Source organism: Bradyrhizobium sp., assembly GCF_035570375.1.
Taxonomy (GTDB): Bacteria; Pseudomonadota; Alphaproteobacteria; order Rhizobiales; family Xanthobacteraceae; genus Bradyrhizobium.
In genome coordinates, this window is the sequence record NZ_DATMLW010000094.1 from 1 (window position 1) to 5,714 (window position 5,714).

Consider the following 5,714-nt stretch of genomic DNA (forward strand, 5'->3'; position numbering starts at 1 on the left):
CATGACCGATGCGGTCCGGTGTGGTTCCTCGATCAACGTGATCGATTTGAAGCGGAAGCACAGCCGCGGCTTTTCATCCTCTGGAAGGTCGCTTCCCTTGTCGATGGCGACGGTGACGACACCGTTCTGCTTTTCGACGCGGACCGTGGTGTCCGCGGCTCCAGGGGCCAAACCGTGCCCACGCATCCGACCATCGTTGCCGAGCGGCACATGATGCACCAGCGAACAATGGGCGCGCGTCTCGCGATAGATGCGGTCGATCGAGAGCACCAGAAGCCCCATATCCCGCGACGAGTTTTCGTCGCCGCCGGCGAGCACGCGGCTGAGCGTATCGAAGATAATCCAGACGACATCCTGTCCGGACAATGTGCTCAGTGCTTTCGCCGCCTCAATGATGCGATCGGCATCAACCTTTCCGGTGCGAAGGTCGACGGCGTCGTCGATGACGGCCAGCGGGAAATCGTCGATGCCGTGCTCGAGGCGCCAGGCCATAATGCGCCGCTTCACGGTTTGGCCGCGCTCGGCAGCAACATAGAGTACAGCGCCCTGCATGACGGCGCGCCCACACCATGGCAGGCCGGTCGCGACATGACACGCGGCGTCGATCTTCGCCGTGGATTTTCCGCTTTCCGGCGCCCCGTACCAGATCGAAGTCTCATCGCGACCGAGAAACCCGTCGATTAGAAATACCTTGAGCGTTCCCTCGGCAGTGATGTCGCGAGCGAGCACCAGCGTGTACGGTTTCTTGGATAGTGTCGCCGTCATCGTCGTGTTCTTGATCGGCGCGCGATCAGCGTCAGCTTCGCCGCGGCCGGCGTCTGCCGGCAATCCGTATTCTTCTGGACCCTTCGGCCACTGAAAATTTTCCTGCGGCGCGATGCTCCTCGTCATAACCCATCTCTGCGGACCATTGCTTTGCTTCTCGAATTGCTTCGGTGGACGGCATCACTAGCCCTCCATCAGTTTGAGCAAAAACGGCGCGTCCTTCGGGTGATCGGCGAGGAAGGCCTTGAAACGCGCTTGATCGCGCAGGGAGACCACGTGCCAGAAGGCATCGGCCGTCGATTGCGGCGTGCAGTAGGGCGGGGGCATTAGCGCTAGGACAATTTCCGGCGGCGGTGCTTCACCTGTCCATTTCCATCGGTCGCGCGGGTCGGCCATCTCCCAGCGCCGCAGGATTTGCGCGGCGCAGCCCGTGGACATGTCGTCTGGCTCGGCAGAAGTGAAGGCCGCAGCCATCTCGGCTTGAACCGCGTCCTGCCCATACAGATTGGCCACACCCCACAACTCGCCATGTCGCTGCGCGCAATCAACAGCGTCGGCCTTCTCCAGCCATCCGTTTCGATAGAACCAGGCATAGTCCGCGGCGCATTCGCGGAAGACGTCGATCAGCGCCGGCCTCGCGCTTTCGTGGTGGTCGATCGCGGCGGACGCGGTCATGCCGTGCCTCCGGCCGCGAGGACGAATTTCCGAGATCTGATCCAGGGCGTCACGTCGCGCTTCATCTGCACGATGACGAACGCGGCGAGGCCGGCGGCGGCTGCGGGTTGCCAGACTTCGGGCGGTAGCTCCGCAGGGAACGGCAGGCGCAATCGCTGGCGAGCGTTCGGGCGGCGCCGGAAGAACAACTCATCGTTCTCGCCGGAGATATCCGGCGCTTGCGGTTGGGCAGGCGAGGGAGTATCTGAACGATCGAGCGGGCCGCCAAGCCACTCAATTTTGGAAACCGGTTCCGCGCTAACCTCGCGGGGGGCCGGTTTCGCCGTTTTTGGCGAGGCCATGAATCACGCGGCCTCCACGTCACGCGCAGCGATCAGGGTCTTGATGTAGTCATCGATCTCGGTCTCAACCCAAGCCAGTCTATTCCCCACCTTAACCGGCCGAGGAAACTCGCCCGCTTTCAATTTGCGCCAGATGGTCGCCTTGTTCAGGCTGATGCCTTTGGCGGCAAGGTCTTCTCTAGATAGAAGTCGCATGTTGCTCTCCCGTGCAAATCACCGAGAGCAATCAAAACTGAGGCCGTCATCTTCTGTCACTGACATAAAATGGCAGCAAAAAATGTCAGTGACTTCCCCTCAACCTTTCGCCGAGACGCTTTAGCTTCGCGCGGTATCGATTGATTGTCCTGCCATCAACAAGGTGGTTCTTTCCAGCCTCTTCGGCGGCGGATTCTGAGGATTCTGCTCCAGCGTCCATCAATTTGGCATAGCAGTGGACCGCATCTAATTCCGGACCAATCATCCTATCGAATTTTACAACTCGCTTCGGCACAAGCATGAAGTCCCAGCTCGCAGGATCTTCCGGAACGAGGAGATCGGCGAGCGCGTGCCTTACACTCGACGGCATGGGGGTGTCGCTACGCAATAGTTGGACCAGCGGGCCTGGATCGGAGACGATTTCTTGGGGGTTTGGCGCCTGCGCGTATCCTGCAGCGCGCGACGCCAAAGCGTTGATGGCATTTATCCAAAGGTCTCTCCAAAGGTCTTCGATTTCATAGTACTCGCCTTGGGCTGATGACCGCGACCATGGCCGGTGATCGTCGCTCATGACGCTGGCCGCATTGCGACGACGTTCGACGCGACCGGCGACGGCTCGACGATGCTGCGCAGGCGGGCACCCCACAGCAACAAGGCATCGCGCTTTTCGTCGAGGTAATCGTGCTGGTCGTATACGCCCTTGATGCCCGGCCGCGCATGCGCGAGCACGGCCTCGCGGACTTCCTCGGCAATCTTGAGGCGAGATAGACCGCTGCGGACATTGCGACGCAAATCATGGTTGATCCATTCGAGCGCGACGGCTGCCGGATCGTCGCCGCGTGTCCTCGCCAACGCCCTCAACGTGCGCAGCATACGCGCGTCGAGAGCATCCTTATTTTCACTCGACATGATCGCAGCGGTACGGCCAGCGCTATGCGAAAACAGGAAATCCCCACCGGCGAACATCGGCACGGTTTCGATGATGCGAAGCATGTCGACGGTCAACGGCACGGTGTGCGCTCGGGCCGTACCGTTCTGGCCCTTCATCCGGGCTGCGGGAATTGTCCAAGTCAATTGTTGTGGATCGAATTGCGTCCAATCGATCGGGGCTTCGCCGCGCTGGCGGATCGCGCGAACAACGGTCGGGTTGAATTCGCTCCACGCCGCCTCCGCGACCTCGTTCAAACGCAAGCCGGTCAGCAATAGCAACCGGTAGACCGGCGCGGAGGGGTACGGCATACGCGAGAGCGAACGCCAGAATGCAAAGAGTTCGTCGTCCTCCAGCACGTGGTTGCGGGAAATCTTCTTGCCGACGATCGAGTCGGGCTTGATGCTGGCGGCCGGCGACTGCTTCAGGCCATATGTCCGCTGATCCATCGCCCATTGAAACAACCGTTTCGCGTGGCCGAGAATGTTACGGGCCGAGGACGGGGCCGTCTTCGCCTTTGCCCGGATGACGCGAATCACGTCCTCGTCAGAAATCTCCGAGATCGGGCGATTCCACCAGCCCCTAAACTCGTTCTTGATCTCTCGTTCAACGTGGGCGCCTCGGCGCTCGCCCGGAAGCTTTTCCTTGATGAAGTCTTCTGCGACCGCGCCGAAGGTCGTCACCAGCTTCCGGATTTCCGCCTCGCGCTTGCGTTCTTCCTCGATCCGGGGATCACGACCCCGCCGGATCGCGGCCAGCCAATTGCGTGCCTTGTCGCGGGCATCCTCCAGCGAGAGCTTGTCCGTCTCGTCGTAGGAACCAAGGCGCGCCCTGGTGGGGTTCTTGCTGCCGGGGAAGCGGGTGCGGAGGATGAAAGTCCTGATCGGACGTTCCGGAGCGCCCATAACCCGAACGCCAAATGCCGGCGTCAGGCTGTCCATGATATCCACAGGCGCGGCGTCTGCGCTGGCGGGCTTAAGGGCCTTGACCGTTCGATCCGTTAGTCTCTTGCGCATCGCATCCTCCCGTTTGGTGGCTACGCCATGGCAACAAAACTGGTGCAATCGGGGTGTTGCCATTGCAAGAGAAAGATACGCTTTGCAATGTAAATATCAAGTCAATCAATGCGATTTCGCAACGAATTGCACTGGTATGAAACGTAATAAAATTGCTAATCAGCTGGCATTCAACCAGCCGAAGCGGACCGGAAATCCTTCGCCGCCGAGCAGCGTCATCGTTTCATACAGCGGAAGCCCGACGACATTGGAATAGGAGCCGACCATCTTGACCACAAAGGATCCGGCAATCCCCTGGACGGCGTAGCCGCCCGCCTTGCCGCGCCATTCACCGGAGCCGATATAGGCCTGGATATCTTCCTCGCTCAGCCGCTTGAAGCGCACGCGCGTCTCGATCAGGCGCTGGCGAAACGCCTCTCTGGGCGTGACCAGGCAGATCGCGGTGTAGACCCGATGGTTGCGCCCCGACAACAGCCGCAGGCATTGCGAGGCCTCGTCGACCAGATGGGCCTTGGGCAGGATGCGGCGGCCGACCGCAACCACCGTGTCGGCAGCGACGATGAAGGCGCCCCGCAATTCGTCGTCGAGCTGCACCGATTTGAGCGCGGCATCGGCCTTGGCACGGGCAAGCCGGTTGGCGCAGGCGCGCGGTAATTCGCCCCGCCTCGGGGTTTCATCGACATCGGCGGGTCGCAACGCGTCGGGCTCGATGCCGGCCTGGTTAAGCAGACCCAATCGTCGCGGCGAACCTGAAGCGAGAACCAGTTTGGGGCGGCCTAGCATGCGGATTTGTTGGCGGCGGGAATCGAGGGAGAATGGCGCGCGGAACGTATCGGAAGCGCTGAGCCGAGACAACCCGCGCCTTCGCGCTCGCGCCAGTTCGCGACAGGGTCCTTAAGTCCCGACCATTATTGAAGAAAAACAGAATCGCCGTTGACATCCAACCGTCATGGAGACATCGAAGGTGTCGTTTGCGATTGCGCACCCATCCGCCCTCATCCGCTCGCCGCACCGACCTTGGAAAACCGCCTGCGGATGCGCAGCAGCAGACCGTCGCAGACCTCGCGATAGGCATCAAGCTTCTGCTCGCGGTTACCCTGCGCGCCGGTGGGATCGGGCGTCGGCCAGTATTCCACCTCGGCGGCGAGCGTGCGCGTCAGCTCCAGCGCCTTGTGATGCGCTTCGGGCGACAGCGTGATGATGAGATCGAAATTGAGTCCTTCCCAATCCTCCAGCTCCTCGAACGTCATCGGCCTGTGCTGCGAAATATCCTGGCCGAGTTCGCTCATCACGGCGACGGCGAACGGATCGAGTTCGCCCTTCCTGACCCCTGCGGACTTCACATAAAGCGCGTGCGGAAACATCTGCTGCAAGAGGCTTGCAGCCATCGGCGAGCGCACACTGTTCATGCCGCATGCGAACAGCACGGCTTGCGGAGCGCGCCGGCCCGGAGGCGCCATCGCTTAAGAATCTTCTTTATGGCGCATGGTCTCAGCAAGCATTCGCTAGAGCCCGATGCAGTTCGGTTGAAACGCTTCTGGTTCACCTCTCCCCACTGGGGAGAGGTCGATTTGCCAACGGGTCGGCGCGAAGCGCCGCCCGATGATAAATTCCGCAAATCGGGAGAGGGGCCATGGTCTCACGAGCGACCGTACCCCCTTGTAAGTCGAAAGTCCGTTCGTCTGGTATTGTAGACGGTGCGGTGACGGACGGGAGTCCGCAGACCCCAAGGTCGTTGCAGACCGTGGGTGAGACAGGTGCCCCGTCCGTCAGTCCATCGAACCCGAACAGTCG

8 protein-coding genes are annotated in these 5,714 nt (G+C 61.1%); all 8 read right to left on the minus strand.

Features of this window, described 5'->3' with window-relative positions:
* On the minus strand, positions 1–891 hold an 891-nt coding region (locus VNX23_RS10465), incomplete at its 3' end, for an AAA family ATPase (RefSeq protein ID WP_325629715.1).
* Between the two features lie 57 nt (positions 892–948).
* Positions 949–1,440: a hypothetical protein gene (locus tag VNX23_RS10470; protein ID WP_325629717.1), complete on the minus strand. Its 492-nt coding sequence runs from the start codon at positions 1,438–1,440 to the stop codon at positions 949–951.
* Positions 1,437–1,781 (minus strand): hypothetical protein, encoded by a 345-nt coding sequence (locus tag VNX23_RS10475; protein WP_325629719.1) that lies wholly within the window; start codon positions 1,779–1,781, stop codon positions 1,437–1,439. The genes VNX23_RS10470 and VNX23_RS10475 overlap by 4 nt, the downstream gene beginning before the upstream one ends.
* A 3-nt stretch (positions 1,782–1,784) precedes the next feature.
* Complete coding sequence (locus VNX23_RS10480; protein ID WP_325629721.1) at positions 1,785–1,976, minus strand: helix-turn-helix transcriptional regulator; 192 nt, start codon at positions 1,974–1,976, stop codon at positions 1,785–1,787.
* An 85-nt stretch (positions 1,977–2,061) separates the two neighbouring features.
* Entirely contained in the window at positions 2,062–2,547 is a 486-nt protein-coding gene (locus VNX23_RS10485; protein ID WP_325629723.1) for a hypothetical protein, read from the minus strand.
* Complete coding sequence (locus tag VNX23_RS10490; RefSeq protein ID WP_325629725.1) at positions 2,544–3,920, minus strand: tyrosine-type recombinase/integrase; 1,377 nt, start codon at positions 3,918–3,920, stop codon at positions 2,544–2,546. The genes VNX23_RS10485 and VNX23_RS10490 overlap by 4 nt, the downstream gene beginning before the upstream one ends.
* 159 nt (positions 3,921–4,079) lie before the next feature.
* The gene (locus tag VNX23_RS10495) at positions 4,080–4,703 is read right to left on the minus strand and encodes a Maf-like protein (RefSeq protein WP_325629727.1); all 624 of its coding nucleotides are present in this window, start codon (positions 4,701–4,703) and stop codon (positions 4,080–4,082) included.
* Between the two features lie 212 nt (positions 4,704–4,915).
* Positions 4,916–5,380 (minus strand): low molecular weight phosphatase family protein, encoded by a 465-nt coding sequence (locus VNX23_RS10500; protein WP_325629729.1) that lies wholly within the window; start codon positions 5,378–5,380, stop codon positions 4,916–4,918.
* Positions 5,381–5,714: the final 334 nt, after the last annotated feature.